This window comes from Actinomyces sp. oral taxon 171 str. F0337 (assembly GCF_005696555.1).
Classification (GTDB): domain Bacteria; phylum Actinomycetota; class Actinomycetes; order Actinomycetales; family Actinomycetaceae; genus Actinomyces; species Actinomyces oris_E.
Map to the genome: position 1 here is coordinate 2,082,938 of NZ_CP040005.1, position 24,889 is coordinate 2,107,826.

The 24,889-nt window shown below is 69.4% G+C and carries 15 protein-coding genes, 1 tRNA gene and 1 pseudogene; 7 read left to right on the forward strand and 10 right to left on the reverse strand.

Features of this window, described 5'->3' with window-relative positions; translation table 11 throughout:
* Window positions 1–36: 36 nt before the first annotated feature.
* Genes FBF36_RS09125 through FBF36_RS09135 form a run of 3 tightly spaced genes read right to left on the reverse strand, consistent with a single transcriptional unit; the run spans window position 37 to window position 3,088 of the window.
* The gene (locus FBF36_RS09125) at window positions 37–990 is read right to left on the reverse strand and encodes a type II secretion system F family protein (protein ID WP_009393280.1); all 954 of its coding nucleotides are present in this window, start codon (window positions 988–990) and stop codon (window positions 37–39) included.
* Window positions 987–1,838: a type II secretion system F family protein gene (locus FBF36_RS09130; RefSeq protein ID WP_009393281.1), complete on the reverse strand. Its 852-nt coding sequence runs from the start codon at window positions 1,836–1,838 to the stop codon at window positions 987–989. The genes FBF36_RS09125 and FBF36_RS09130 overlap by 4 nt, the downstream gene beginning before the upstream one ends.
* Window positions 1,838–3,088, reverse strand: coding sequence for a CpaF family protein (locus FBF36_RS09135; RefSeq protein ID WP_009393282.1), 1,251 nt, complete (start codon window positions 3,086–3,088; stop codon window positions 1,838–1,840). The genes FBF36_RS09130 and FBF36_RS09135 overlap by 1 nt, the downstream gene beginning before the upstream one ends.
* A gap of 286 nt (window positions 3,089–3,374) precedes the next feature.
* Between FBF36_RS09135 and FBF36_RS09140 the strand changes: the two genes are divergently transcribed.
* Window positions 3,375–4,694 carry a phosphotransferase gene (locus tag FBF36_RS09140; RefSeq protein WP_009393283.1) on the forward strand — a complete coding sequence of 440 codons (1,320 nt, stop codon included), beginning with the start codon at window positions 3,375–3,377 and terminating at the stop codon, window positions 4,692–4,694.
* A 25-nt stretch (window positions 4,695–4,719) separates the two neighbouring features.
* Here FBF36_RS09140 and FBF36_RS09145 read toward each other — a convergent pair whose 3' ends face one another.
* From FBF36_RS09145 to FBF36_RS09155, 3 genes are all read right to left on the reverse strand, one after another.
* Window positions 4,720–5,451 carry a hypothetical protein gene (locus tag FBF36_RS09145; protein WP_009393284.1) on the reverse strand — a complete coding sequence of 244 codons (732 nt, stop codon included), beginning with the start codon at window positions 5,449–5,451 and terminating at the stop codon, window positions 4,720–4,722.
* Between the two features lie 104 nt (window positions 5,452–5,555).
* Window positions 5,556–9,020 carry an ATP-dependent DNA helicase gene (locus FBF36_RS09150; protein WP_138137410.1) on the reverse strand — a complete coding sequence of 1,155 codons (3,465 nt, stop codon included), beginning with the start codon at window positions 9,018–9,020 and terminating at the stop codon, window positions 5,556–5,558.
* A complete protein-coding gene (locus tag FBF36_RS09155; protein WP_138137412.1) occupies window positions 9,017–12,577 on the reverse strand; it encodes a UrvD/REP family ATP-dependent DNA helicase in 3,561 nt (1,186 codons plus the stop codon). Before FBF36_RS09155 ends, FBF36_RS09150 begins: the two co-directional genes overlap by 4 nt.
* Before the next feature lie 246 nt (window positions 12,578–12,823).
* On the opposite strand from FBF36_RS09155, the gene FBF36_RS09160 reads away from it, so the two are divergent.
* Window positions 12,824–13,039 (forward strand): DUF3107 domain-containing protein, encoded by a 216-nt coding sequence (locus FBF36_RS09160; protein ID WP_009395727.1) that lies wholly within the window; start codon window positions 12,824–12,826, stop codon window positions 13,037–13,039.
* Between the two features lie 140 nt (window positions 13,040–13,179).
* Window positions 13,180–13,935: an NAD-dependent protein deacylase gene (locus tag FBF36_RS09165; RefSeq protein ID WP_034492003.1), complete on the forward strand. Its 756-nt coding sequence runs from the start codon at window positions 13,180–13,182 to the stop codon at window positions 13,933–13,935.
* Here FBF36_RS09165 and ppk2 read toward each other — a convergent pair.
* A pseudogene (gene ppk2 / locus FBF36_RS09170) lies at window positions 13,932–14,770 on the reverse strand (polyphosphate kinase 2). The gene FBF36_RS09165 and the pseudogene ppk2 sit on opposite strands and share 4 nt — an antisense overlap.
* 353 nt (window positions 14,771–15,123) lie before the next feature.
* Between ppk2 and FBF36_RS09175 the strand changes: the two are divergent.
* Entirely contained in the window at window positions 15,124–15,819 is a 696-nt protein-coding gene (locus FBF36_RS09175) for a hypothetical protein (RefSeq protein WP_034492001.1), read from the forward strand.
* 616 nt (window positions 15,820–16,435) lie between these two features.
* On the opposite strand, the gene FBF36_RS09180 is transcribed toward FBF36_RS09175, so the two are convergent.
* Window positions 16,436–16,512: transfer RNA gene (locus tag FBF36_RS09180), tRNA-Met, on the reverse strand.
* 120 nt (window positions 16,513–16,632) lie between these two features.
* Window positions 16,633–19,815: a UPF0182 family protein gene (locus tag FBF36_RS09185; RefSeq protein ID WP_034491999.1), complete on the reverse strand. Its 3,183-nt coding sequence runs from the start codon at window positions 19,813–19,815 to the stop codon at window positions 16,633–16,635.
* 234 nt (window positions 19,816–20,049) lie between these two features.
* On the opposite strand from FBF36_RS09185, the gene FBF36_RS09190 reads away from it, so the two are divergent.
* Window positions 20,050–20,631 (forward strand): PPA1309 family protein, encoded by a 582-nt coding sequence (locus FBF36_RS09190; RefSeq protein ID WP_009395718.1) that lies wholly within the window; start codon window positions 20,050–20,052, stop codon window positions 20,629–20,631.
* A gap of 61 nt (window positions 20,632–20,692) precedes the next feature.
* On the opposite strand, the gene FBF36_RS09195 is transcribed toward FBF36_RS09190, so the two are convergent.
* Window positions 20,693–22,258, reverse strand: a complete 1,566-nt coding sequence (locus FBF36_RS09195) for a zinc-dependent metalloprotease (RefSeq protein WP_034491994.1) — start codon at window positions 22,256–22,258, stop codon at window positions 20,693–20,695.
* A 237-nt stretch (window positions 22,259–22,495) separates the two neighbouring features.
* Between FBF36_RS09195 and FBF36_RS09200 the strand changes: the two genes are divergently transcribed.
* Both FBF36_RS09200 and FBF36_RS09205 read left to right on the forward strand, forming a co-directional pair.
* Complete coding sequence (locus tag FBF36_RS09200; protein WP_034492008.1) at window positions 22,496–23,725, forward strand: PDZ domain-containing protein; 1,230 nt, start codon at window positions 22,496–22,498, stop codon at window positions 23,723–23,725.
* Window positions 23,726–23,893: 168 nt separating this feature from the next.
* Window positions 23,894–24,874, forward strand: coding sequence for a hypothetical protein (locus FBF36_RS09205; protein ID WP_009395710.1), 981 nt, complete (start codon window positions 23,894–23,896; stop codon window positions 24,872–24,874).
* Window positions 24,875–24,889 lie beyond the last annotated feature (15 nt).

The window sequence follows — 24,889 nt, forward strand, 5'->3', positions numbered from 1 at the left end:
TCGGGCTCTGGAGGCGCAGGGGGTGACGGGTACGCTTCACACCCCCAGTCGCAGGACGAACAGTCCCGGGAAGAGGGCGAAGACGACGGTGATGGGCAGGACGAGGAAGACCACGGGAACCATCTGGGCGATCTCACGCCTGCCACCCTCCTCCATGAGGTCCTGGCGCGCCGCCTCACGCACGTCGGTGGCCTGGGAGCGCAGAACGTCCGCCAGTGGTGTGCCACGCTCAAGGGCCACGATGATCGCCTCGCACAGGCGAGTGACGTGGACAGAACCGACTCGCCGCTCCATGCGGTCCAGGGCGGTGGACAGGACCGTGCCGGAGCGGATGTCGGTCAGAGTGGCGCCCAGCTCGTCGATGAGGTCGCCGCGACCAAGTGCGACGACGCGCTCGATGGCCGGTACCGGGCCCTGACCGGCTCCCACCGCCAGGGCGAGGAGCTCGACGATGTCGGGCAGCTGCGCCTCGATCCGTGACAGACGCCTCGCCACGGCCCGGCTGAGCCACCAGTCGCGGGCAGCGGCCCCGGCCACCGTCGCCATGAGGCACAGGAGGATGAGCGCGGGCACGTTGACGGACCGGGCCAGGGCCGCCAGGCCCCCGGCGGCCAGGACGAGGAGGAGCGCTGTCGTCGACCACAGGACCTGCTGGAGGCGGAACTGGTCGACCCCCAGTGGCGATCCTGATCGCGTCAGGCGCCGCCGGACCGAGTCGGCCGACGACCCAAGGGAGTCCATCAGCCTGCCGAGATTGAGGGCCCCTGCGGTGGAGGCCATGAGCAGACCGACGACGGTGCTCCCGTCCGAGGCCAGCCCCGCCGGAGCGGCCAGGAGGCCAGAGGTCGTGGGTTGGCGGTGGACGTAGGGCTCCAGGCGGGCCATGAGTGTGGGCCGGCGCCGGCGAAGGGCTGAGATGACGCTCAGGATGCCCACGGCCCCTGTCAGCCCGGCGAGCCCTCCGGTGAGTATTGCGTTCATGGGGCTCATCGCAGTGTCCTCTCCTCCTCGGGAAGCCGCCCCAGGCGCAGCATGAGCCGGTAGGCGATGACCGATACGACGGCGCCGACCAGGAGAATGACTGCTCCGGCGGTGGTGGCATAGGCCGCCGCTGCTTGGGGCCGGGTGGACAGCAGCGCCAGGACCAGCCATGGGGCGGCGACCGCGACCTTGGCGCCGTTGACGGTCCAGGACTGGCGCGCCTCGAGCTCTCCTCGGGTGCGCATGTCCTCACGCAGCATCTGCGACAGGGAGCGCAGCAGCGTCCCCAGGTCGGTCCCGCCGACCTCGTGGGCCAGGCGCAGGGCCTCAACGATCCGGTCGGCGACCGGGTCGGCGAAACGGGCCTTGAGCCGGTCCAGGGAGCTGTCGAAGCGGGCGGAGGCGGCGTAGTCGGTGGCGAAAGCCCGGAACTGGGGGCGGACGGCCTCCGGGCCTCGCTCACCGAGGTTGGTCAGCGCCTCCGGCAGGCTCATGCCCGCGCGGACTCCGGAGACGAGGGTATCGACGGCCTCGGGCCACACCTCGCGCAGTCGGGTGCGGCGGTTGCGCGCTCGTGAGGAGATGATGAGGAAGGGGACGGCCGTGAAGATGGAGGCGAAGGAGAGGGCCACCGGCCAGGCCCGAGACATTCCCAGGAACACCAGACCGACGAGCAGCCCCAGCCCGACCGAGCCCAGGACGAACATCGTGGGGCTGGTGCGGCCGGCACCGGCCTGGACCAGGATGTCGGCCAGGATACGGGAGCGCCTCGAGCGCCACTGGGGCGGGTCGGAGGTGCAGGCCATCCAGATCAGGAGCAGCCCCACTCCGGCCAGGAGCCCGGCGACGGCGCCCATCAGTAGGCCTCCTGGGTGTTGGTGGGGCGGGCGTTGAGCAGGGCGGTCAGGTCATGGCCGGCCCGGTTGAAGCGCTCGGCGGCGTCGGGCGCCCCGACGCCCCGTACGAGGTTGCCGGCGGGATCGCGGTGGAAGACGTCGGAGAGCTCGATGATGCCGTTCTCGACCCGACCGGACAGGGCTGCGACCTCTCGGACGGTGCGGCGCCCGCCGCGATCCAGGTCGAGGTGGACGACCAGGTCGATGGCGCTGGCGACGGTGGGGACCACGAAGTCGCTGGAGACGTTCTCCCCCGCCAGCAGAGGGAGCGTACAGATCTTGATGACGGCTTCCCGAGCGGAGTTGGCGTGGATGGTGCACATCGAAGGAAGGCCCGAGTTCATGGCGATGAGCAGATCAAGAGCCTCGGCCTCGCGGACCTCTCCGATGAGGAGGCGGTCGGGGCGCATGCGCAGGGCCTCCTTGACCAGGCGCCGCAGGCTGATCTCTCCGACGCCCTCGAGGTTGGGCGGCCGGGTCTGCATGGCCACGCAGTCCCGGTTGCGCAGGGCGAGCTCGAAGACCTCCTCGCAGGAGATGACCCGCTGCGCGCCCGGGATCGCTCCGGCCAGCGCCCGGACCATGGTGGTCTTGCCTGCCTGGGTGGCGCCCGAGACCAGGATGTTGAGGCCGGCCTGCACGGAGGCGTCCAGGAAGGCGGCGACCTGGCTGGTCAGCGACCCCATGCGCACGAGGTCACCGGTGCGGGAGGCGCGGGAGGTGTGCTTGCGGATGTTGACCGCCCAGTGCTGGGACGTGATGGGCGGGATGACGACGTGAAGCCGCTGTCCCCCGGCGAGCTGGGCGTCGACGAAGGGGCTGGACAGGTCCAGCCGGCGCCCGGAGGCCCGCAGCATCCGCTCGACCAGAACAGTGAGGTCCTCGCTCTCCAGGATCGTGGTGGTCAGCTCGGGGCGTCCGGAGCGGGCGACGAATACACGGCCGGGGGCGTTGACCCAGATCTCCTCAATGGACTCGTCATCGAGGTAGCTCTGGAGCGGTCCCAGACCCGCCATGGAGTCCAGCACGTGGGAACGCGCCCCCGGAGGGTCGATAAGCGGGGGGACGAGTCCGGCGTCGGAACGACGCAGATAGTCCTTCTCGGCCTCGGTGATGAGCTGCTCGAGGTCGGAGGCGTCCTTGAGGGGGTCGATGCCGCGAGCGCGCACCAGCTCGCGAACCTCCGTCAGGAGAAGATCGGCAGCGTCCATGATGCCTCTCAGCGTGGGTGTTGTGTGAAGGGATGAGTGAGGATGGTTGAGGAACGACCAGGGGTTCTGCGCTGAACCGTGACACACCGGCCGGTCGGTGACCATTGTCACGAATAAACTCTAGGGCACCTGGTCGCGAAATGGCCACCACCTCGGTAGAACCTGTGGATAACTTCGACCAGATGGCGCATTCCTCAAGCCGCTTCCCACGGCTGCGGACGTTTGCCGCCAGCGGACGGGCGCGGCTGTCCTGCGAGACATAGGACCTGTCGCCTACGGTTGGACCATGTCACAGCCTCCGCAGTCCCCGGACGCCCCCGGCACCACTGATGTCGACAGCGGTGTCGACAGCCTCACCGACGAGGCGACCTCCGACGTCGAGCGTGCTGCGGCTCAAGCTGCCGACGACCGCAGCGAGCACAGCGGACCCCCCAATGACCAGGATGCCGATGACACCGACTATGACGATGACTATCGCGCCCCCGTTGTCGTCGCTCCGCTGCCCGGGGCGTCATCCGGGTCTGTACAGGGAGGCCGGCGGGTCTCGACACCCCAGGCCGCCGAGGCTCCCCGCCCCCATCGCTCCGCGCTGTCCCTGGCGGCGATGGCGAGCGTCGCCGTCGCCGGACTCAACCCGACTCGGCTGGCGCTTCCGCAGTCCGAGACCCCCGAGCGGCACATCATCGGCGTCATCGACACCCAGGGCCGGCACTGGGAGGTCCATGAGGCCCGCACCGATGCCGTGGGCGCCTCCTTGGAGGCCGAGGCCGAGGTCCTGCGCCGCATCGGCCGGGTCGTCGACGACGGACGGCTCTCCTTCGACGTTCCTCGCGTCTCCGGGTCCCTGCGGCAGAAGGACGCTCACATCCAGGTCCGCTCCCATGTGGAGGGCAAGCCGATCCCGGTGGAGACGCTTCGACCGGGGCCCGGGATGTCGGCAGGCCTGGGAAAGGCGCTCGGTGAGATCCACGAGCTGGCCATGAGGGTGGTCTCCGAGGCCGGCATGCCGGTCTACGACGCCGAGGAGGTGCGTCGGCGCTGGCTGAGCCTGCTGGACGACACCGCCGCGACGGGCAGGACCCCACCGGCGCTGCTGGGGCGCTGGGAGCAGGCACTGGAGGACACCGCCCTGTGGCGCTTCCGCCCCACCGTGGTGCACGGCGACCTCGCCGAGGAGAACGTCCTGGTGGCCGGCGGCACGGTGGTGGCCGTGCGGGGCTGGTCCCAGGCGCATGTGGGAGACCCGGCCGAGGACCTGGCCTGGGTGTACTCCTCGGCACCGGTGGACTGCCTGGACTCCATTGAGGACGCCTACGACATCGCCCGCTCCGAGGGCGTTGACCGGCACCTGCGTGAGCGGGCCGAGCTGGTCAGCGAGCTCAGCCTGGCGCGCTGGCTACTGCACGGAGTGAGAACCGGGGACAAGCCGGTCATCAATGACGCGGTCGCGATGCTGAAGGACCTGGCCGCCCAGGTGGGCGACGCCCCGCTGGTGGAGCCGTCCACGCCCCGACTGGCACCGGTGCCCGGGGTCCGCGAGCCGGCTGAGCCCGACGCCGTCACCAACCCGGTGGCCATGGTGCGCGTCGACGACGAGGACGACTGACGCCGCGTCGGCGCCTCGCCCGGGATCAGGTCAGCGGGTTGTGGCTCATGAGTACCAGGAAGGCGATGGCCCACACCAGGTTGACGATGTTGAACAGGGCCCCGTCCAGCAGTGGCTTGCCGGGATAGGGCAGGCGGGTGAGGGCGTACCACGGGAGGGCCTGCACCGGTGGGGTCAGGAGCAGCGACCATCGAGGGAAGGCGGTGGCTCCTGAGCCCAGAGCAATGCAGACGAGGAGCCAGCCCAGCGCCGTCAGCCCGATGGCGGGGCCCCAGGCTTGCATGAGGAAGCGGTAGAGCCTGCGCGCGTGCTCCAGGGCGGCGGGGTCGGGCCCTTCGCTGTCCTCCTTCCCGCTGCTCGCCGCCCTGGCGGCTACGTACGCCTGATGGGCGGTGTGGGCGCGCTCCGAGGCCAGAGCGAGCGGGTAGAAGGAGGCGTGGGCCAGGGGCGAGAGGCTGAACCCGACGCCGAGCAGCACCGCTCCCGCCATCCCCACCGGCGATCCGCGCAACAGCACCCAGTGCGCATAGAGACCGGCGAGCATGAGCGGGATGGAGTAGTTGGCGACCAGCGCGCCCCATCGCAGGCGAGGCTCGTTGACGCGCGTGTAGAAGGCGTAGGCGTCGTCTCCCATGAGGTCGATGAACTCGCCGTGCTCGTGCCGGTCAGGCCGACGGAATCCGACGATGAGCACGTCGCCGAGGATCCAGCACAGGGCGCTGATGAGGAAGGCGACAATCGACCAGGTCACCAGCATATGGGTTCTCCTTGCGGCGTCGGGTGCGAAGAGTCGGTGCGCCGGGCCAGGACCGGCCGTGCCTCTGGTCGAACGGCCGAGCCCGGGCGGCCCTGAGGCTGACGTTAGCCTTGCTGCTCGGGTGCGGGAAGAGGTGTCATCTCGTCGGGTGGGGAGCCCGGTGTCAGAGCTGACTCGATCTGGTCGAGGTCGAGCAGGCCCGCGGCGGTGAGCTCATCGACGCGCCCTCCGGGATAGTCGACGTACACGTAGGCGGCGCGTACCGAGCCGGTGGGCACGCCCTGGGAGGCCGCCCAGGCGTGGACGTAGACGCTGAGCTGGTCCACTGGCACCTGGCGTCGTCCGGTCTTCCAGTCGACGATGAGCCATCCGGCCCCGTCCGAGCGGCGGAAGACGGCGTCCATGCGGCAGCGCAGGGTGGTGGCGCCGATGGTGATCTCCCGGTCGGTCTCGGTCTCGGCCAGAATGTAGTCCTCCAGGAGCGGGAGGTTCTCAGCGGTGTCCAGCCAGCGCTCGATGCGGTCCCGGTCCTGGGGACCGAGGCTGTCGGGGACACCAGCCTGCCCCAGGCCGAACAGAGTGCCGCGTGCGCTCAGGCGCTGGGCGACGGCGTCGTGGAAGACGGTTCCGAGCCGTCCGGCGGCGCGGGGCTCAGGTGGAAGCGGACGACGTAGGTCGAGTGCGAACTGCCGGCGGTCGGCGCGCAGGTCGTCCAGGCGGGTGGCGGCCAGGTGCTCGGGCAGGCGGACAGCAGGTCCGCTGCTCAGGGCCCGTGAGCGCTCAGCCAGGAGGAGTCCCGCCTCGAGTCGCCACCGCCGCACGGTCTCGTCGTCGGGCTCCGCCTGCACAGGGGCCTCCTCGGCGGGGCCGGTTACGCTCATGGCCGCGGCGACCTGGGCGGCGGCCGCGTGCCGGGCCCGGCGCGCAGCGGCGACCCGGTCGGCGATCGGTGCGTCCTTCCCCGCGGTCTCCGGGGTCTGGCTGCTCTGTGTCTCCATCCCGCCCGCGTCGAGGGGCCAGGTACCCACCTGGGTCAGAGCGGTCAGCGGGTTGGGGCGGGACTCATCGAAGTCGACCCAGCCCTCCGCGTAGGGAAGGAGGAGGTCACGCCGCTGGAGCTCGGTGAGGAAGCGTGAGGGCCGGCGGGGCTTGGAGGCGGTCTTGGACAGGTGGGAGCCGGTCAGGAGGAGATCGTGGCGGGCCCTGGTGAAGGCCACGTAGGCCAGGCGGCGCTCCTCGCGCAGGCTCTGGCGCCCGAGGGCCTCCTTGTAGGCGCTCATCGTCTCGGTCAGGAGGGGCTTGTCCGTCATGGCGGGGTCGAGGTCCCCGACGGTGAACGGCGGCAGGTCGTCGGCGTCGGCCCGCAGTGGGAAGGGGAAGATCGAGGTGCTGCCCATCCACCCGGTCTCCGCGACACGAAGATCGTCCTTGACGGCGCTGGTATAAGAGGGGAAGACCTGCTCGTCCATGCCGGGGACGACGACGACGTCCCACTCCAGGCCCTTGGCGGCGTGGACGGTGAGGATCTGGACCGCCCCGGGCGAGGGCTCGACCTCGGGGGCGCTCATCGCGTCCTCGTGCTCCTCAGCGGCGTCGAGCCAGTCCAGGAAGCCGGTGAGCGTGGGGGCGTCGGTGTCCGTGGCGAAGGCCAGGGCCGTCTCGTGGAAGGAGTCGAGGGCCCGGTGCCCCATCGGGTGACCGACCCGGGCGGCGATCTCGATGTCGAGGTCGAGTGCCTGCTCGGCCATGGCCACGAGGTCGGGCAGGGGCAGGGAGTCGGCCTCCCGGATGCGTTGGATCGCCCGGGCGGTGCGCAACGCGACGGCCCGTCCGGCCTCGGTCAGGTCCCGGGTCGCGGCGGCCTCCTCCTGCGCGCCGTCCTCATGCCATCGCAGCAGGGTGTCCAGGGCCTCGCTGAGCAGTGGGGCGTCGGCCTCGACCTGGTCGCCGTGAACCGGCGATCCGGCTTGGTCGCCTTCGGGCGCGGGACGGGTGAGCTCACGGGCCAGCGCTGCCAGGGCGCGCAGGTCGCTGGCGCCGATGCCGAAACCGGTCAGCAGCCTGACCACCCGGTCCCCGCGCTCCGGGTCCGAGGCCACGGTCAGCAGGGCGCGGACGTCGGCGACCTCGGGGACGTAGAGCATCCCGCCCAGGCCGACGATCGTGTAGGGCAGGCCGGCCTCCTCCAGCTCGGCGGCGATGGGATCCATCTGCGCCCGGGTGCGGCACAGGACGGCCATCTCGGCACTGGGAGACCAGCGCTCGGCGAGGAAGGCGATGACTGTGCGGGCCTCCTCGGCGGGGTCCTGGAGGAAGGCCCCGTGCACCGCCCCGGACTCCAGGCCGAAGGCCGCGGGGCGGGGCCGCAAAGGGGCGACGGTGATGTGCTCGCCCACCGGGTCCCCGTCCTCGACGACGCCGGAGCGCAGGGGCGCGGAGACGACGTTGGCGACGTCCAGGATGGTGGAGTCGTTGCGCCAGGAGGTCGACAGCTCCAGGACGGGGGTGGCGTCGGCCGGTGACGCCCCGGAGTCGAGGCGCGCGGTGCCGGTGGGGTTGAAGCGCTGGTGGAAGGTGTCCAGCGCTCCGGCACTCGCTCCTCGCCACCCGTAGATGGCCTGGTGGGGGTCACCGACGGCCGTCACCCCGGAGTCGGCGAAGAGGGCGGACAGGAGCCGGACCTGGGCCACCGAGGTGTCCTGGAACTCGTCGAGCAGGACCGCGGGGTACTGGGCCCGCACCTGGGAGGCGGCATCGGGGACGGTCTCGGCGATGGTGCAGGCCAGGGCGATCTGGTCACCGAAGTCGAGCAGGCCGTGGTGACGCTTGTACTCGCGCAGCTCTGCGACGACGTCGAGCAGGGCCTCCCACTCGGCCATGACGGCGGGCGCCTTGCCGACCAGGGTCTTGCAGCCCTTGATGGCGGCCAGGGCAGTGAACTGCTCGGTCAGGTCGGCCAGGTCCTTGGCGGCATCCTCGATGGTCAGCAGGTTCTGGCTCAGGGCGTCGCCCAGGACCAGGGCGGCGCTCGCGTTGTGGCTGAGGCTCTCGTTGGGCAGCGGGAGCGTGCGCGCCTCGAGCAGGGAGGAGACGATCTGCCAGGAACGGGCCTGGGTGATGAGGGTCGAGTCGGGGTCCACGCCGATGCGCAGTCCGTGGTCGCGCACCAGGGTGCCGGCGAAGGAGTTATAGGTGGCGATCATCGGCTCGCCGACGTCCGTGGCGTCAGCGGCGCGCACGCCGCCGTCATCATCCGACGCGGTGGCCGGGAGCAGGCCGGCCGCACTGAGGTCGGCCAGGCGGGAGGCGACGCGCTGGTCGAGCTCGGCGGTGGCCTTGCGGGTGAAGGTCAGTCCGAGGATCTGGTCGGGGCGGACCTGCCCGGTGGCGACCAGGTGGACGACCCGCTGGGCCATGGTGGCGGTCTTGCCCGAGCCGGCTCCGGCGACCACCAGGAGGGGGCTGAGCCGGTGGGCGATGACGCGCGCCTGCTCCTGGGTGGGAGTGTGGATGCCGAGCGCTGCCGCCAAGGCCTGCGGGGTGAGCTCGCGCGAGCCGATGGGGGTCATGAGACGACCCTCCTTCCCTCAACCTGGACGGGACAGGAGTCCTTGACTCGGCAGGTACGGCAGTGCTCGCCGGTGCGGGCCTCGATCACGGGGCCCACTCCGGCCACGGCGGCCGAGGCCACGAGGTCCTCGGCCCAGTACTCCTCACTGCTCCGGGCACCATCGTTCGCTTCACTGTCCTCCACCCTCTCCGTGGGCTCGTCCGTGGCTTCGGTGGCTGCGGGGCTGGGGTCGAGGGCGGCGCCCGGCGGAGCCAGGACGTAGCCGTCTCCTGAGCGTTTGGAGGGCTCCTTGCCCAGGAGCACGAGGGCTCCGCCGACGACGTCGAGGCCTTGCGCACTCAGGGCCAACCGGTAGGTGGCCAGCTGGGGGTGGCGCTGGACGTCCTGGGGGACGCGCTGCCCGGTCTTGAGGTCGATGATGCGCACTGTGCCGTTCCGGCCGATACCGGCGGTGTCGTCCGGGTCGTCTCCCGGGCTGCCGCCGAGGCGCTCGAGACGGTCGATGCGCCCGGAGATCCTGACCGGGACGGCGTCGGGGCCCTCCATCGGCATACGGAGGCCGGCCCGCTCACGGACCTCCGGGCTGAGGACGCGCAGGGGGATGTCCACGTCGGATCGGACGGGCCGCTCGACGTCGGCGCGAATGCCCAGGGCGTCGCAGTCACTCAGGTAGGCGTCGAGGCGCTCGATCATGGCGCGGGCGCGGTCTGCGGCCAGGCCCCCCTGCCACGTGGCGGGGTAGCCCAGGTCGGTCAGGCGTTCCTCGAAGGCCTCCCGCAGAGCGGGACCGCGCAGGTGCTCGCTCTCCGCCCGTTCGGCGATCTCGTGGACGAGGCTGCCCAGGGCCTGGGCGTCGCTGGCGGGGGCCGATCCGCCGTTGCGGGTCAGGAACCACTTGAGGGGGCAGGCGGCCAGGCCCTCGACGTCGGAGGGGCTGACCCGTATCCGTTCCCCCTGGGCGACGAGGGGGGTGTGGGAGGTGGGGCCGGCCGCGCCGATCCAGGTGGCTGGGTCGGCGCCGGATACGCCTTGGCGGGCGAGGTCGGCCAGCAGGTCGACAGCGACCCGGCCGCGCCGGCGCTCGGTGTCAGTGGCCGTCTCCAGGTTCCCGCAGATGGCGGCGTGGCGCAGCTCCCCCACCAGGCCGCGCAGAGTGAGGTCGCCGGTGTCGGGGCTCAGGAGGGGGGCACCGTCGGCGTCGGTCAGGGCGATCCCGGCACGGTGGGCTATCTCGGTCAGGAAGGGTGAGGGGGCGTGCTCGGCGTCGGCGGTGGCGGTCAGCAGGAGGCGCCTGGTGGCACGGGACAGGGCCATGATGAGCATGCGGCGCTCGTCGGCGCGCACCTGTGCCCGGGCGGCCGCCATGGCGCCGCTGCCGCCGGTCCCGTCCCCCGGGGCGGTGGTGCCTGCTGTCAGGCGTCCGGTGACGGCGTCGACGAGGAGGCCAGTGCGGGTCAGGGAGTCTCTCAGGCGCAGGTCGGGCCAGCGGTCCCGTTCCAGCCCGGCGACCACGACGAGCTCCCACTCCTGGCCCGCGCATCGCGCCGGGGTCATGACGGCGACGCCCTCCGGTCGCCGGCCCTGGGGGGCGACGGAGTCCGAGGGCAGGACCTCGGCGTCGAGCTCGGCCAGGAAGCAGGAGGCGTCCTGGCCCGGGTGACGCTCGGCCCAGACCTCGGCGCGTTTGAACAGGGCCGTCACGACGTCGAGGTCGTGCTCGGCGGCCTCGGACAGGAGTGATCGCACGGGGCTTGCCGAGGGCAGCAGGGCGGTGGCCCGCCAGACCTCGGCCCGGTCAGAGGCGTTCCATGCGGCCCACAGCAGGGCCTCGACATCGCGAGGGGCGTCGGCGGGCGTTTCCCCGGTGGCGGCGCGCAGAGCCTCGATGATCCGGGCTGCGGTGAGGAGCCGATCCGCCTGGGTGCTCAGCGGCTCCCCGTCCAGGGACCGGGCGAAGGCGGAGGCCTGCTCGGTGTCGGCCAGCAGGGCCAGGAGGGCGGCATCGGCACCGATTCGAGCCCAGGTCTCGGTCCCACTGACACGGGTGGCTGTGGCCTCCGGGTCCTGGCGCAGCCTTCGGCGCAGTCGGCGCAGGTCCATGGTGGTCAGCCCCACCAGGGGGCTGGTGAGGAGGGTGATGGCGGCGTCACGCTGAGGCGGTTCACCGTGCCCGCCCAGCTGGTCGCGGATGGCGGCGCGCACGATGTCCAGGAGTGCGGCCGCGGCCGGTTCCGCGCGCAGCAGCACCGCGGGTGTGCGGGAGGCCAGGGGCACGCCTCGCCTGCGCAGGTCCCTGGCGAGGGTCTCAGCATCGGCGGCGCTGCGAGCGATGACCGCCATCTGCGACCAGGCGATGCCGTGGTGGACGTGCTCGAGCCTGAGCGCCCGGGCGACGTGTGCGTGCTCCTGCCAGGTGGAGGAGGCCAGGATCACCTCGACGCCGGCTGCTGCTGCCGGGCGTTCATCGTCGGACCCGCCGGAGGAGAGCCTTGCCGATGACTGGGGAGCAAGAGTCGTCTGCCGGTGGGCCGTCGTGCCGGTCACCGGGACCCGGGCGCTCTGGTCGGCGACCACCGCCGCGATTCCCGGGTTGCCTCGGTAGCAGGTGGTCAGCTGCAGGCGGGTGGCTCCGAACCCTGAGTGGTCCTCAGCGGCGATGAGCAGGCTGGGCGTGCCGCCGCGGAAGGTCTCCACCGCGACATCGGGGTCTCCCAGCACCACGATCTGCGCCCGATGCCCGTCGGGGTCCGGGGTGGCCAGGGCGGTCAGGAGCCTGGCCGTGGCGGCCGTGCAGTCCTGATAGTCGTCCACGAGGACGAGGTCAGGGACGGGGCGGGGGACGGTGACGACGTCGGAGTCCCAGGAGCTCAGGGCCTCCACGGCTCGGTCCTGGAGACGAGCCGTGTCCATCTTGCGGGTCTGGGCCCGGCGCTCAGCGCTGGCCCGGCCCTGCGCGTCCCAGGTGCGCAGAAGCTGGGACGCGGGTCCCCAGATGGGGACTTCGAGTCGGCGTCCCAGGTCGGCCAGCTCATCGGCGTTGACGCCGAGCTCTCCGGCGCGCGCCAGGAGGTTGCGCAGCTCGGAGCGGAACGCCCGCGACCCGGTTGCCTCGGTGGGCAGCCCCGGCCAGGTGACGGTACTGATCATCGAGGCCAGGACCGAGTCCTCCTCCGCACCGGCCAGAAGCACCGGGGGCGGCAGCGGGTCGGGCCGCATGGTCAAGGAGGTGGTCAGGATCGTCAGGGCGAGAGCTGCGGGGGTGCGCACTCGTACGACGCCGTCGCCATGGCCCTCACGCAGCAGGTGGGCTGCTCGGCCACGCAGCCAGTCGGCCCGCGCACGGGTGGGGGCGAGCAGGACGGCGTCCCGGCCGCCGGCGACCGCCTCGGCCAGCAGCCGAAGGGCCAGAGAGGTCTTGCCGGTCCCGGGAGCCCCCAGGACGACCACGTTGGAGCCCTCGGCCATGCGGTCCAGGACTCGCTGCCCATCGGCGTCGACGGCGGGCAGCTCCGGCGCCTCGGTAGGCGGAAGGAGATGGACGGGGTCCTGGGGCATGGGACCATCTCACCACGGCCCACCGACAGGAGCGCGCACTGTTAACGGATCGTCATCGGTTGTGAGTCCGTCACCGGGGAGAGCTGACCGTGCATGTTCCGCGTGGCGCGAAACGGCGCGGCTCTTCGGGCACTCGAAGAGCTGGTGTAACCGGGGCCACTCTAGGATTCAGGGCAGGTTCACGCCCCTCTCCCCGATGGGCGCTATGCCGCTCAATACGGCACACAGACGATGCGAAGGAGCCCCATGCAGGTCACGATCGGAATCAAGCACGCCAGCCGCGAGCTCTCCCTGGAGACCTCCGACTCTCAGGAGAAGGTGCTGGCCGCCGTGGCCAATGCCGAGACCAAGGCCGTCACTCTTACTGATGACAAGGGTCGTAAGGTCTTCGTCCCAGCCGGTTCCCTGGCCTACATCGAGCTCGGCGAGGCCGAGCCCCGCAGGGTCGGCTTCGGCATTTGAGCCTCGAGCTCTCCACATCGGCGCCGCCTCCCAGAACGGGAGGCGGCGCCGTTTGACGTGAGTCGGGAGCAAGCAAACCGATGCCCCTCGAGGCCGCCCGGTGCCCGGCAGGCCCGGTCGCCACCATTAGTATGGGGTGCATGGACCACCAGGACAGCCAGTGGGGCCTGCTCAGTCAGTGGATCACGCAGTCGCAGCGCATCGTCTTCTTCGGCGGCGCCGGGGTCTCCACCGAGTCGGGGATCCCTGACTTCCGGGGCGCCAGGGGCTTCTACCACCAGGACCGGGAGATCCCCTTGGAGCAGGTCCTGTCCATCGACTTCTTCACCGAGCACCCGCAGGCCTACTGGGAGTGGTTCGCCCAGGAGAACGCCCGCGAGGGCGTGGCCCCCAACGCGGCGCACAGGTTCATGGCCGGCCTCGAGAGGGCCGGGAAGCTGTCTACCGTGATCACGCAGAACATCGACGGCCTCCACCAGCGGGCCGGCTCCGAGCGGGTCCTCGAGCTGCACGGCAGCTGGTCGCGTCTGACCTGCACCGGCTGCGGTGAGCGCTTCACCCTGGACGACGTCGACGACGCCCGCTCCGGCGAGGTCCCCCGCTGCCCCGGGTGCTCCTCGGTGCTGCGCCCGGACATCGTGTTCTACGGGGAGATGCTGGACAGCGCCGTCATGGAGGGGGCCGCACGGGCCATCTCGGAGGCGGACCTGCTGATCGTGGCCGGCACGAGCCTGGTCGTCTACCCGGCGGCGGGCCTCATCGACTACTACACCGGTGAGCACTTGGTCCTCATGAACGCGACTCCCACGCCGTATGACTTCCGCGCCGACCTCATCATCCGTGAGCCGGTCGGTCAGGTCTTCCAGGAGCTGGAGCGCAGGAGCCGGCAGCCCTAACCGATCCCCTGGTCCTCACGGTCCACGTAGCGCTCGGGAGTACCGGACTCGCTGAGAGTGGCCGCGTAGTCGGGCACCTCGCTCTGGAGGGAGCGGTCCGTACGACGGTAGCCCGACGACGGCAACGAGGACTTCTTCGGGAACGTCATCTCGGGACGCTCCACGTGCTCGTAGGGAATGGACTCCAGCAGGTGGTGGATCATGTTGAGGCGCGCCTTGCGCTTATCGGCGGACTCCACGACGTGCCAGCGTGCGGAGTCGATGTCCGTGTGGACGAACATCTCGTCCTTGGCGCGCGAGTAGTCCTCCCAGCGGGGCAGGGCCTCCAGGTCGGTGGGAGAGAGCTTCCAGCGTCGCATGGGGTCGGTCATCCGCGACTTGAAGCGCTTGTACTGCTCCTTCTGGGGGACGGAGAACCAGTACTTGCGCAGCAGGATGCCGTCGTCGACGAGCATCCTCTCGAAGACCGGGCACTGCTGGAGGAAGCGCCGGTGCTCCTCCGGGGTGCAGTAGCCCATGACGTGCTCGACGCCGCCGCGGTTGTACCAGGAGCGGTCGAACAGGCAGATCTCGCCGGCGGCGGGCAGGTGCGCGATGTAGCGCTGGAAGTACCACTGGGTGCGCTCACGCTCGGTGGGCACGGGAAGTGCGACCACGCGCGCGATACGCGGGTTGAGGTACTCGGTGATGGTTTGATCGCCCCACCCTTGCCGGCCGCGTCGCGACCTTCGAAGATGACGACGACGCGGGCACCGGTGGCCCTGACCCACTCCTGCATCTCGACCAGCTCCGCTTGCAGCCTCAGCAGCTCGGCCTCGTACAGGGAACGGTCCATGGTGGGGTGCTTCTTTGCCATGCTTGAGTTTCGCACAGCACACCCCCGTGCGCGCAGGGAGCCCTCAACGGAAATGGAATCAGAGGAGCCCAGTCCTGGAAAAGGACTGGGCTCCTCTGGAGTGGTAGCGGGGACAGGATTCGAACCTGCGACCTCCGGGTTGCAGGTCCACGGTCTCGTATCGTGGACGCGCTGGCTTGCCCACGGCGCGATCGTTGCGCTCGAGTACACAACCCTCAGACGCTTCTATAACCAGCGTTTCATATCAACACCATACATCACATAAACACTGGCGTTTTGAGTCAACTCATGCGTTAGGGCCGATCACCAGTCACTCACGAAGGAGGGAAGAAGTGAACCTGACAGTCATCACCATGAGCGGTACCCGATGGATGACGCACATCAAGGCTCTACTTGCGAGCACCGCGCAACCGGGCTCCGGCTCACCGGAGCTCGAGCGAATCAGCTTCCGCACCATCGCTTCGGAGGTGTGGATGGCGGCGACCGACGGGATCGTCGCTACTGTCGCGCGCACTGCCGACAGCGTGGAATCAGACGTCGACGGCAGCTTCAGCATCGATGCTGATGCTGCGCGCATGACGCTGACGCTGGTCGACTACGTCGCCGACCATGGTGACACCGGCGAGGTGATGGTGTCTCTGGCTGCGATCGGAGACACCGTTACCATCCACGTCCACTCTGATGATCGTCGGAGTTCGACGCTGACGACCTCCAGCCACGAGAGCGTGGCGCAGAGCATTGCTGGCGCGATGGTGAAGGAGATGCGTCATCAGGATCGGGGCACCTGCTTAATCGGCGCTGACCTCCTCAAGACAGCCACCGCGCCCCTCGAGGGAGGTCTGACGGTTCAGCGCTGCGTGGGTGGCGGTCTCACCATCTCATCCGGTGATGACGGTCTCTTCACCGTCATCGTCCCGATCCAGTACTCAGGGCCGGTAGAAAACGGCCCCTCACCCAAAGCCTTCGAGGCCTGGGAAGAATGCCTGGCCCGGTTCGCCAGCCAGGCCCGTCCACGAAAGGAAGACTGATGAAAGCTCGCTCGTCGATAGTTCCGCTTTCGCTGGTGCAGCAGTCTCTTTTGGTGCTCGGCATTGAGCATCTGATCGCGTGAGAAGCCCGCGTCCGGCCAGCGCTCCACCACCTGCTTCGCAGTAAGCAGTGGATCAGACACCCTTCATCACCTCCTTCATGGTGAGTAGTGGACCTCTCAACTTGTGAGCATACGATTTACCTACATCCATAAGACTAGCATGTATCCCCTATGAACATCTGTCAAGACTTCACTTGCAGGCTTTGCTTACGTCTGTTACGTTAGTTGCATGACTGAGACCCCCACCCAGAATCAAGCGATGATCGTCGAGTTCGACCAGGCGGTTGGCTTCACCATCAGTCAGTACCTGTTTGCGCGCTCGGTTACGCAGACGAAACTGGCGAAGGAACTTGGTATCGCCTACCCAGGCGTGTCAAACCGTCTGCGTGGTCGCATCAAGTGGTCAGCCGTCGATCTTGCGGTGACTGCCGACATGTTCGGCGTAGAGGTTGCCGATCTATACCCCACCCGCAGTGGCGAAGGTTGGATTCCGGCACCCTATGTTCCGGGCATGCAGAAGGCCCCGGTCCCTGTCGGGACCGAGGCCTCTGGAGTGGTAGCGGGGACAGGATTCGAACCTGCGACCTCCGGGTTATGAGCCCGGCGAGCTACCGAACTGCTCCACCCCGCGTCGGTGTCACCAACCTTAGGGGGCACCCCACCCTTGAGGCAAATAGCGAGGGCGTGCCCTTCCTCACCGCCCGGTGAGGCGGGTCGCAGGGCACGCCCTCATGCTGCGCTCCGAACGGGCTCAGCCCAGCTTCTGCTGGGCCTCAACGGCCCGCTTGACGGCCTCGTTGAGGCGCTTCTGCGCATCACCATAGGCAGCCCAGTCGCCCTTGCTCCTGGCCGTGTCCGCGTCGGTCATCGCGGTCTGAGCGTCGGAGAGCGCCTGGTTGAGCTCAGCCTTCGGATCCGAGGACCCCGAGGCCGATGGGTTGGCGGAGGCAGTGGGCGGCGCACTCGCGGAGGCCGTGGGCGCGGCGCTCGGGGTCGGCGAGGCCTTGGCCCCACCATCCGCAGTCGGATCCTTGCCATCGGTCGTCTCATTGGTGTCATTGGCCGCAGCGGCATCGCCGTCGATGGCCTCCTGGCCCGTAGTCGCCCCGGAGTTGCCGCCGAAGACCTGGTCAAGCGCCCCTGAGAGGGTGTCGGCGAATCCGACGTTGTCCCCGAAGGAGACCAGTACCTTGCGCAGCAGGGGGTACTGAGTGCCGGACGACGACTGCACGTAAACGGGCTGGACGTAGAGCAGGCCGCCTCCCACGGGCAGCGTCAGGAGGTTGCCCTTGATGACCTGGGAGCCCTCCTGGGAGAGGAGGTTCAGCTCCTTGGAGATCTCCGGGTTGGAGTCGAAGATGTTCTGCACCTGCCCGGGCCCGGCCACGTTCGAGGAACGTGGAAGCTCCAGAAGTCTCAGCTTGCCGTAGTTCGGACTGCGCTCCCCCTTCTTCCCGGTGCCGGGAGAGGTCTCGGAGTCCACGGCGAGGAAGCCGGTGAGCACGTTGCGGTTGGTGTTTCCACCGATGATGTAGGCGCTGGACAGGGAGAAGCTCGCCTGTTCCTGCCCCGGCATCTTGAGGGTCAGGTAGTAGGGGGCCTGCTGGTCCTGCCCCGGCGTGGTCGGGTCGTCAGGGATCTTCCAGAAGTCTCCACCGGAGTAGAACTCCGCAGCATCGTTGACGTGGTAGGTCGCCATCATGGTGCGCTGGACGTTGAACAGGTCCTCCGGGTAGCGCATGTGCGCGATGAGGTCGGCGCTCATCTGGTTCATGGGCGTGACCGTCCCGGGGAAGACCTTCTGCCAGGCCTTGAGGACCGGGTCCTTGTCATCCCACTGGTAGAGCTTGACCGATCCGTCGTAGGCGTCGACGACGGCCTTGACGGAGTTGCGCACGTAGTTGGACTCCTCCGGTGCTCTGAGAAGTCCGCCCTTGTTGTCGGCGGTCGCCGTCGCCCGGGCCAAGGACTCGTGCTGGGAGTAGGGGTAGTTGTTCGTCGTGGTGTAACCGTCGAGGATCCACATCACCCGCTTGGGGGTGGCCGGGTTGTCATCGTGATCGACGACGGCCGGGTAGGGGCTGTTGTCCAGGGTCAGCCAGGGGGCCACCTTGGAGACGCGCTTGGCGGGGTCCCGGTCGTAGAGGATCTGGGAGCCGTCACGTACCTCCTGGGAGAAGAGGATGTTGGCCTCCCGGAACTTGGCGGCGTAGAGCAGGCGGTTGAACGGGTTGGACACGCTCGGACCGCCATTGCCGGCGAAGGTGGTGTTGACCTGACCGGTCTTGGACTGGTCATCGGGGTAGTCCAGCTCGCGCGGCGAGCCGTTGTCCTTGCCACCCACGATGGAGTAGGACGGCGAGGACTGGCCGAAGTAGATCCGGGGCTCGTACTCTCCCAGGTCCCCCTTGGACGGGATGCCCCCTTCCCAGAAGGAGGGGTAGCCGCGGGTGGCCACCGTGTTGCCGTAGGCGTTCACGACGCCGTAGCCGTGGGTGTAGACGGTGTGCTCGTTGACCCACGTCTGCTGCTCCGAGCCGAGGCCGGACAGGTTCAGCTCACGCACCGCGATGACCGTGTCCCGGCTGGTGGATCCCACCTTGTAGCGGTCCACGTTGAGCCGGTTCGCGAAGGAGTAGTACTGCTTGTTCTGCTGGACCTGCTGGAAGGTCGGGGAGATGAGTCCGGGGTCCAGGAGCCGGATCGAGGTGGTGGACTCGGCGTCCTTCTCCAGCTGGCCGGCCGCCGTCTTCGTCGTGGCGTCGTAGTTGGTGGTCTCCACGTTCTCCAGGCCGTAGGCGGCCTTGGTGGCATTGATGTTGCGCTGGATGTACTCGGCCTCCTGGCGCTGGGCGTTGGGGTCGACGACGAACTTCTGGATGACCAGCGGGTATGCGGTCCCCACCACCAGGGAGGAGACGATCATGACGGCCACGCCGATGATCGGCAGGCGCCAGGAGCTGGAGCGCACCGAGGCGACGAAGAGGATCGCCACGGCCAGTCCGATCGCCGCGAGGATCGCGTTGGCGGGAATGACCGCGTTGACGTCGGTGTAGCTGGCGCCGTCGAACTTGGAGTTGGAGGCGTACAGGGCGCTGTAACGCCCCAACCAGTAGCTCACGGCCCGGATGACGGCGTACAGCGCCAGGAAGACCGCCAGGTGAATGCGGGCGGCCTTGGTGAAGTGGGGCTTGCGCGCTACGGAGATACCGCCGTACAGGTAGTGAACGACGATGGAGGCCACCCCGGAGAACAGGATGACGCCGGACAGGAAGGACACGAGTGTCAGCACCGCGGGCAGGATGAAGACGTAGAAGGAGATGTCGATCCCGAACTGGGGGTCCTTGACTCCGAAGGACTGGGAGTTGAAGGCCAGAAGAATCTCTCGCCAGCTGGGGGCCAGCTCCCAGGCCGACCCGAACAGGGCCAGCACCGCGGGCACTATCCAGGTCAGTCGACGTCGTAAGGGCTCGATGACGGTGCGGTAGGCCTCGAGGTTGCGCGTGGCCTCGTCGTCGGGCATCCCGATCTCCCGGGCCCGGTAGGCCGTGGTCATCGAGATGAAGACGGCCCCGAACATGATGACGAATCCCACGAGGAAGAGGACGATGAGGGCGATCCACTGCGTCCACAGCACGCGGGCGTACCCGATCTGACTGAACCAGAGGACCTCGGTCCACACCTGCGACATGATGCCGATGGCCACGGCGATGGCCACGATGATCGAGATGGTCAGGGTCAGTGGGCCGGGACGGCCGCCACCTGTCCTGCTGCGCGGCGTACGGGGAGGCCGGGACCCTCCCCCGCCCATGCGTCCAAGACTGAACAGCCCGGTCCTGTTGCCAGGCTTCTCCTGCCGGGACGAGCCGGTGGTCTTGCTCGAGGACTCCTCGGAGGTCGAGTCCTGGGACTCGTCGTCGGGCCTGGTGCTCACGATCCTGCTCCCTGTCTGACGTGCATGGTGGCGCCGCCTCGCACGCGATGAGACGCGGCGTCATCGGCCGGAAGGGCCGCTCGGGTCATCGTCCCACACACCCCTGACACGGCCATAACCTTCTCCAGGATGAGAAAACGCCTCGGGCGGGAACACCGTGAGGGCCTCACCGAGGGAGCCGGGTCGTTGGAGAGACGACGCCTCCAGTGAGACGATGACGGCGTGACTGACGAGATGCACGACGACGCGACCACCCCTGGCGCGGACCGATCCGTCTCCTCCTCGGTGCGAGCCCTCGCCCGCGCGGTGGCTGAGACGGAGACCCACGTGGCGGCCCGGGGCTGGGACCAGCCGGTGCGCGTCTTCGCGCTGGTGCGTACCGCTGAGGCCATCGAGAGCGACCCGGACGTGGCCGGCCTCCTGGACACCGCCACCGTGGAGGAGGCCCGCACAGACCCCGAGCTGCTCATGGTGGTGGAGCAGGAGGGGCTGCCGCCCGCCGCGGACCTGGAGCACCTACTGGCCCAGCTCGCCTGGCCCGACTCGGTCCACGGCGCCGCGATCAGCGTCGAGCGGCTGGTTCTGCCGCCTGCGGCCCAGGAGGAGGCCGAGGCCATCACCGATGCCGCCGAACGTCTCGCCTTCCTCCAGGAGCGTCCGGACCGTGAGGACATCCGCATGGCGGTGGGGGTCCTGCGCAGCGGGGAGTCCTGGTGCGTGCTGCGCTCACGCAGTCATGACGACGACGCCTCGGTCTACCAGGGCGAGCATCTGGTTCCCGGCCTGGTCGAGGCCCTGACGGCGACCTTCCTGTAAGCCGGTCACCCCTGGGTGAGCGCCCGGCGCCGGTCCTCGTCGCCGCGTGCTCCCGTATGTCTCAGGCCTTGTCCGTATCGGTCGGGTCCTGCTCATCGGGCTCATCAGGCCAGTCGCTGTCACCGGCACCGTCAGAGGCGGGATCGGCTGACCGGCCGGGCTCCGGGGAGGCGGAGTCGGCGGAGGAGGTGAGGATCCGGTCCCCGAGCCCCTCGGGACTGTTCTCATCGGCCTCCTTGGCGCCCTCGGCGTACCCGAGGGTCCCGTCCAGCAGGGAGGCCAGGTCGGCGTCGATCTCGGCATCGATGTCCTGGGCCATGCGCCGCATGGTGAGGAAGTCCTTGGGGGTGGCGAGCTCGGAGGCCGTGGGCATGACATCGGGGTGGTTCCAGAAGGCGTCGCGCTCGGCGTCGCCGGCCTGGGCGCCCAGGTGGGCCCACAGCTCAGCGGCCTCCCTGGCCCGGCGTGGCCGGAAGGTCAGCCCGATGAGGCGGGCGAAGACCTGCTCGGCGGCACCGCCCTGGGCCCGGCGCCGGCGCATCATCTCGGCCAGCGCCATGAGGTGGGGCAGGTGCGGTGCGGCTGCGCGGGCGGTGACCACCTCGACCCAGCCCTCGACGAGTGCCAGGAGCGTCTCCAGGTCCTCGAGGGCCTCCCGCTGAGCCACCGTCTCCTGGGGCGCGAACAGCCCGCTCTCGAGGGCCTCGCGCAGGGCGTCGGGGTCGTTGGGATCCACCTGGGCCACGGCGGACTCCAGGGTCTCGGTGTCGATACGGATCTCGCGGGCGTAGGCGACCACTGCCTGGAGCACCTGTCCACGCAACCACGGCACATGGGCGTAAAGGCGGGCGGAGGCGGCCTCTCGCACGGCCAGGAACATGCGGGCCTCGTCCTCGTCGACCTCCAGTCCCTCGGCGAAGGCTGCCACGTTGGCGGGAACCAGTGCCGTACCGGGCTCACGGGTCAGGGGCAGACCGGTGTCCGTGGCTCCCAGCGCCTCCTTGGCGAGCTCGCCGATGGCCTGGCCGATCTGGAGGCCGAAGGCCGTGCCTGCCATGGTGCGCATGATGGATCCGAGAGCCCCCATCTGCTGGGCAGCCTGCTCCATCTCGGCCGGCATGTCCTGAATCTGCTTCTCCAGGGTGCGGGCCAGGGCGGTGGTGACGGCCTCAGCCACGGGGGCGCACACGTCCTTCCACACCGGTAGCGTGCGCTCGACCCAGGCACTGCGGCTCCAGGCCTCCCGCTGCCCGGGGGCGGGCATGAACTCGGTGGCGGTGTCGAGCCACAGGTCGGCCACCTGAAGGGCCTGACGCGTGGAGTCGGCGATCGCGGCAGTCACCGTGGGGTCGCCGTTGCCACGCGCCTGCTGGAGGGCCAGCTCCTGCCCCATCTGCCAGTTGACCGGCTCGGCGGTGGAGGCGGAGAACATCTGTTGGAACTGGGCGCGCATGGCCAGCAGCTGGGCGGGGCTGAGCTGGGAGACGTCCCCCACTCCCGGCATCTGGGCTATGGAGCTGGGATCCACCCCGGATGAGCGCAGGGCGCTGACGGCGTCGGAGGCCATCTGCTCGCCGAACAGTGATGCGAGCATCTTCTCGAGCTCGTCGAAGGCGTCCTCGCTCACGGGGTCTCCTCTCGCCGGGTCGTCCTGGGACATCGTCTGGACCGTCAGGACACTGCGTCTAACGGCCTTATGGTCGCACCCATTCCTGTGCCGGGGCCATGTTCCGTTCGCCGACGGCGTGCCCGCACCGTCTCGGTACGGCCCTGGTCTTCACCGTGTCGGCATTGTGTCGACTTTGTGCCAGGTTCGTATCGATAACTGTCCTTCTTCCCCAGGAAGATGTCGCATGATGAGCGCGTGACGCACCCAGACCAGTACGACGACACCGACGCTGCGATCTCAGTCGCCCCGGACGACGCCAGGTCGGCCCGGGAGCATGAGGGCAGCAGGCTCGCCCAGGCCGGGCACGCGGACGACCCGCACGTGCGGCCCTCCTCGCAGGACCGGCGTCAGCGCAGGCTTCGGCGCTCCGTGGTCGCCGGGGCTGCCCTCCTAGTGGTGGCCCTCATCGTCGCCGTCTTCACAGTGCCGGTCAACGTGGTCATTGAGGCCCCCGGTCCGACCTGGAACGTGCTGGACAACGGCTCGTCGTCGAGCGAGGACGTCCTGAAGGTCTCGGGAACCGAGACCTACCCGACCGAGGGCGCCCTGCGGATGACGACGGTCTCGGTGTCGGGCTGCCCCGGCTACCCGGTGACCACCGCCGACCTCATCGCCGCCTGGTTCTCGGCGGACAAGCGGATCGTGGACCGCAACGAGGTGTGCCCTCAGGACCAGAGCGCCGAGCAGGTCGAGGAGACCGGTAAGGCCCAGATGACCGCCTCGCAGGACTCCGCCGTCATCGCCGCGCTCGTGGAGACCGGCAAGGCCGGCGCCATGCACCTGACAGTCACTGAGGTGACCGAGCAACAGACCTCGACCAAGGTCCAGGCAGGGGACGTCCTGGAGACCATCACTCCTGAGGGCGGTCAGACGACGACCATCACCTCCTTCTCCCAGCTGCGAGAGCTCATGACCACCATCGCCGAGGGCACTCGGGTGACCCTCGGCGTGCGCCGCGGCGACCAGCAGGTGGCCGCCGCACTCACCACGATCGCCCCGCAGGAGGGGACGACCGGCTCCCTGCTGGGGCTGAGCCTGAAGATCTCGGTGGACAGTCAGGTGGACGCCACCTTCGGCCTGTCCGACGTCGGCGGTCCCAGTGCCGGCATGATGTTCGCCCTGGGGGTCGTTGACGAGATCACCCCGGGGGCCCTGACCGGGGGTAAGGACATCTCCGGAACCGGGACGATCGACATCAATGGTCAGGTCGGCCCCATCGGCGGCATCCAGCAGAAGATGGCCGGTGCCCGCAAGGCGGGCTCCACGTTCTTCCTGGCCCCGACGAGCAACTGCGACGAGGTCAAGGGCCATGAGCCTGAAGGCATGAAGGTCTTCGCCGTCGGTACGCTGCACGAGGCCGTCACCGCCACCAAGGCGATCGCGTCGGGAGACACCTCCGGCCTGGCCACTTGCTCGGCCCAGTGACTCCAGCAGGACCGGCGCTCAGCCGGGGATGGTTATCCACAGCCCGGCAGCTGCCTCTGGCGGCTCGGCTCCGACCCGTGCCACTGTCACCCCAGCCCTGACGCGCCCGTCAGGACGTTGAGCTCCCGGCGCCCCCTCTGGGTTCCAGGAGACCTGTGAGGAGGCACGATGCGTGTACGAGGTGGGTGCGCCATCCTGTGGCGCCAGCAGGGCGTCAGCCAGATCGGGACGAGTCCCGGGCGACGCACCATTGTCAGTGACCTGAGCCTGGCCGAGCAGCGCCTGCTCGATGAGTTCGCGCGCAACCTGGAGAGCGCCGGCGTCTACCGGGCCGCCCGACGCAGCCGTGTGCCGGTGGCTCGGGCACGTCAGATCGTCGAGGACCTGGAGCGTCAGGGGGCGCTGGTGGCCACGGCGACCAGCGAGCTCGGCGGGTCCGACGGCGTCTACTGGGACCGGTTGGGCGTCGACGCCAAGGGCCGCAGCATGGTTCTGTCCCAGGCCGTCCTGGCGATTCACGGCGTGAGTACCCTCGCTCAGGAGACTGCTCTGTGGCTGGCGGAGGCCGGGGTGGGCACGATCCTGTCCACCCGTGCACCGCAGGACGGGGGCCTGGCTTCGCTCCTGTCGGCGCGCTTTCCGGCCCTGAGGACGCGGGCACCGTTGCGCACCCGTCCCGATGTCATGGTGACGGTGGATGCGCACGTCGTGGAGCCGCTGCTCGCGCGCAGGCTCGCTCAGGAGGACGTGGTTCATCTCCCGGTCGTCGTCGGCGAGGCAGGGGTGCGCATCGGCCCGGTCCTGGGTGGTGGCGGCCCGTGCTCGACCTGCCTGGAGCTGTGGGAGAGGGACGCCGACCCGTGCTGGCCTGCGCTGGCCACGCAGATGCGCACCCTGCCCATGCCCGACGTCGAGCACCTGGTCCTGCACGAGGCCGCGGCGTCAACGGCTCGGGCCGTCATCGACACGCTGATAGGACAGGAGTCCAGTGGCAACGGCACCCAGGACGGGACTGAACCGGGCGGGGAGAAGAGCGAGGACTCGGCCGCGTGGTGGTCCACGCACTCGGTGGAGGTCACCGGCCAGGAGCCCCGGGGGCGGCAGAGGTCCTGGGAGCGTCACCCCGAGTGCCTGTGCTCGCAGCTGTGAACGCCGTCGAGCGGG

What these genes read in the sequence shown, in the direction of transcription:
- FBF36_RS09125 (WP_009393280.1), bottom strand. Translation starts at nt 990, where the DNA reads ATGAGCCCCATGAACGCAATACTCACCGGAGGGCTCGCCGGGCTGACA.
- FBF36_RS09130 (WP_009393281.1), bottom strand. Translation starts at nt 1,838, where the DNA reads ATGGGCGCCGTCGCCGGGCTCCTGGCCGGAGTGGGGCTGCTCCTGATC.
- FBF36_RS09135 (WP_009393282.1), bottom strand. Translation starts at nt 3,088, where the DNA reads ATGGACGCTGCCGATCTTCTCCTGACGGAGGTTCGCGAGCTGGTGCGC.
- FBF36_RS09140 (WP_009393283.1), top strand. Translation starts at nt 3,375, where the DNA reads ATGTCACAGCCTCCGCAGTCCCCGGACGCCCCCGGCACCACTGATGTC.
- FBF36_RS09145 (WP_009393284.1), bottom strand. Translation starts at nt 5,451, where the DNA reads ATGCTGGTGACCTGGTCGATTGTCGCCTTCCTCATCAGCGCCCTGTGC.
- FBF36_RS09150 (WP_138137410.1), bottom strand. Translation starts at nt 9,020, where the DNA reads ATGACCCCCATCGGCTCGCGCGAGCTCACCCCGCAGGCCTTGGCGGCA.
- FBF36_RS09155 (WP_138137412.1), bottom strand. Translation starts at nt 12,577, where the DNA reads ATGCCCCAGGACCCCGTCCATCTCCTTCCGCCTACCGAGGCGCCGGAG.
- FBF36_RS09160 (WP_009395727.1), top strand. Translation starts at nt 12,824, where the DNA reads ATGCAGGTCACGATCGGAATCAAGCACGCCAGCCGCGAGCTCTCCCTG.
- FBF36_RS09165 (WP_034492003.1), top strand. Translation starts at nt 13,180, where the DNA reads ATGGACCACCAGGACAGCCAGTGGGGCCTGCTCAGTCAGTGGATCACG.
- FBF36_RS09190 (WP_009395718.1), top strand. Translation starts at nt 20,050, where the DNA reads ATGCACGACGACGCGACCACCCCTGGCGCGGACCGATCCGTCTCCTCC.
- FBF36_RS09205 (WP_009395710.1), top strand. Translation starts at nt 23,894, where the DNA reads ATGCGTGTACGAGGTGGGTGCGCCATCCTGTGGCGCCAGCAGGGCGTC.